Source organism: Mycobacterium asiaticum (assembly GCF_001668675.1).
GTDB classification, from domain to species: domain Bacteria; phylum Actinomycetota; class Actinomycetes; order Mycobacteriales; family Mycobacteriaceae; genus Mycobacterium; species Mycobacterium asiaticum_D.
This window is the reverse complement of the sequence record NZ_LZKQ01000290.1, coordinates 1-2,193: the sequence shown is the minus strand read 5'-3', so window position 1 is coordinate 2,193 and position 2,193 is coordinate 1. Positions and strand designations below refer to the sequence as shown.

Annotated in this window: 1 protein-coding gene; it reads left to right on the top strand. The window is 69.3% G+C overall.

Annotated elements, in window-relative coordinates; translation table 11 throughout:
• Nucleotides 1-64: 64 nt before the first annotated feature.
• Nucleotides 65-2,193: AMP-binding protein (locus A9X01_RS31945; protein WP_366663725.1), on the top strand; the 2,129-nt coding region annotated here is incomplete at its 3' end.

Genomic DNA, 2,193 nt, shown 5'->3' with positions numbered 1-2,193 from the left:
CCACCCGTGCCGACGGCCCGACCTTCAGGCCGGAGAGTTTGTGCGCCAATCGGTTCGAGGCCTCGTGCCGTTCGCGGCGACGCAATGGCACTCCTATTCATTCGACGTTTCGGTATGGGAGGTCTGGGGCACCTTGCTGTTCGGCGGCCGGCTGGTCGTCGTGCCGGAAGAGGTGGCGGGTTCGCCGACCGACTTTCACGCATTGCTGGTCTCCGAACACATCGACGTGTTGACTCAAACACCCTCCGCGGTCGGGGTATTGGCGACCGAAGGACTTGAGGCCACGGCGCTGGTGGTGGGCGGGGAGGCCTGTCCGACCGCGGTGGTGGACCGCTGGGCACCCGGCCGGGTGGTGGTCAATGCCTACGGTCCCACCGAGACCACCGTGTACGCGGCGATGAGCGCGCCGCTGGCCCCCGATGCAGGCCCGCCCCCGATCGGGTCCCCGGTGTCCGGGGCTGCACTGTTCGTGCTAGACGAGTGGTTGCGGCCCGTGCCGCCCGGCGTGGTGGGTGAGCTCTATGTGGCCGGCCGCGGAGTGGGCATCGGCTACTGGCTCCGGGCGCCATTAACGGCGGCGCGTTTCGTTGCCTGCCCGTTCGCGCCGGGTCAGCGCATGTATCGGACCGGGGACCTGGTCCGTTGGCGCAGCGACGGCCAACTCGACTACCTCGGGCGCGCGGACGAGCAGGTCAAGATCCGCGGTTACCGCATCGAGCTGGCGGAGGTACAGGCCGCGCTGGCCGCCGTCCCGGGCGTGACGCAGGCGGCGGTGATCGCCAGGGAAGACCGGCCCGGGGACAAGCGCCTGGTCGGTTACGCCACCGGAAGTTTCGACCCGGCCGTCGCCCGCAGCGCGATCGCCGAACAGTTGCCGGCCTACATGGTTCCCGCGGCGGTGGTGCAACTCGACGCGTTGCCGCTGACGGTCAACGGCAAACTGAACGCCTTAGCGCTGCCGGCGCCGGAATACCGCCGCCACCACCGGGATCCCGGCAACGCGACCGAGGAGGTCCTGACCCAGATCTACGCCGAGGTGCTCGGGCTCGACCGAGTGGGCGTCGACGAGCCGTTCTTCGAGTTGGGCGGGGACAGCATTCTGGCGATGCAGGTGGTGGCCCGCGCCCGGGCCGCGGGTGTGATCTGCCGGCCACGCGACATTTTCGTCGAACAGACCGTAGCCAAGGTCGCCCAGGCCGCGCATCGCGGTGACGGTGACGCCGACATCCTCGACGAGGGGGTCGGCGACATATTGCCGACGCCCATCATGTGCTGGCTGTGGCAGCTGGATGGCCCGCTTGAACGGTTCAACCAGACGATGGTGCTGCAGGCGCCCGACGGGGCCGAAGCGGCGGATGTGGCCGCGATGGTGCAGGCGCTGCTGGATCGCCACGCCATGTTGCGGTTGCAGGCCGGTCCGACGGGAATGACGGTGCCGCAACCAGGTTCGCTGACGGAGCGTCTGCACGAGGTCGCCGAGCTGAGCGACCGGGTGCTCGCGGAGGCCAGGGCCCGATTGGATCCAGCGCGCGGACGCACCCTGAACGCGCTATGGTGCGCCGACACCGGGCAGCTGGCGCTGGTCATCCATCACCTCGCCGTCGACGGGGTGTCCTGGCGAATCCTGCTGAGCGATCTGAACTTCGCCTGGAAGCAACGTCAGAGCGGCCAGGAGGTGGAGCTACCTGCTGGCGGCACATCGTTTCAGCGGTGGGCCGCGCTGCTGCACGAGCATGCGCAGCTGCCGGCCGTCGTCGCCCAAGCCGCCGCGTGGCGGCAGATCCTGGCGGCGCCGGCGGCGTTGCCCGCCGTCCGGACGGATACCGACACCTTCGCCACTGCCGGCCATCTGGTGGTGCAACTGGACACCGAGCTGACCCGGCAATTGCTGGGCCAGGTGCCGGCCGCCTTCCATGCCGGTGTGCAGGACATCCTGCTGATCGCGTTTGCGTTGGCCTGGAACGAGTTTCTCGATCGTGCCGAGGCGGTCGTCATCGACGTCGAGGGCCACGGCCGGCACGAAGAGCTGGGCCCGGTGCTCGATCTATCCAGCACGGTGGGCTGGTTCACCACCAAGCACCCCGTGGCGTTGCGTGTTGGTGGGCTGGATTGGGCTCAGGTGGTGGCGGGCGGGGCGGCGTTGGGTGCGGTGGTCAAGGCCGCCAAGGAGCAGTTGCGGGCGCTGCCGGATGG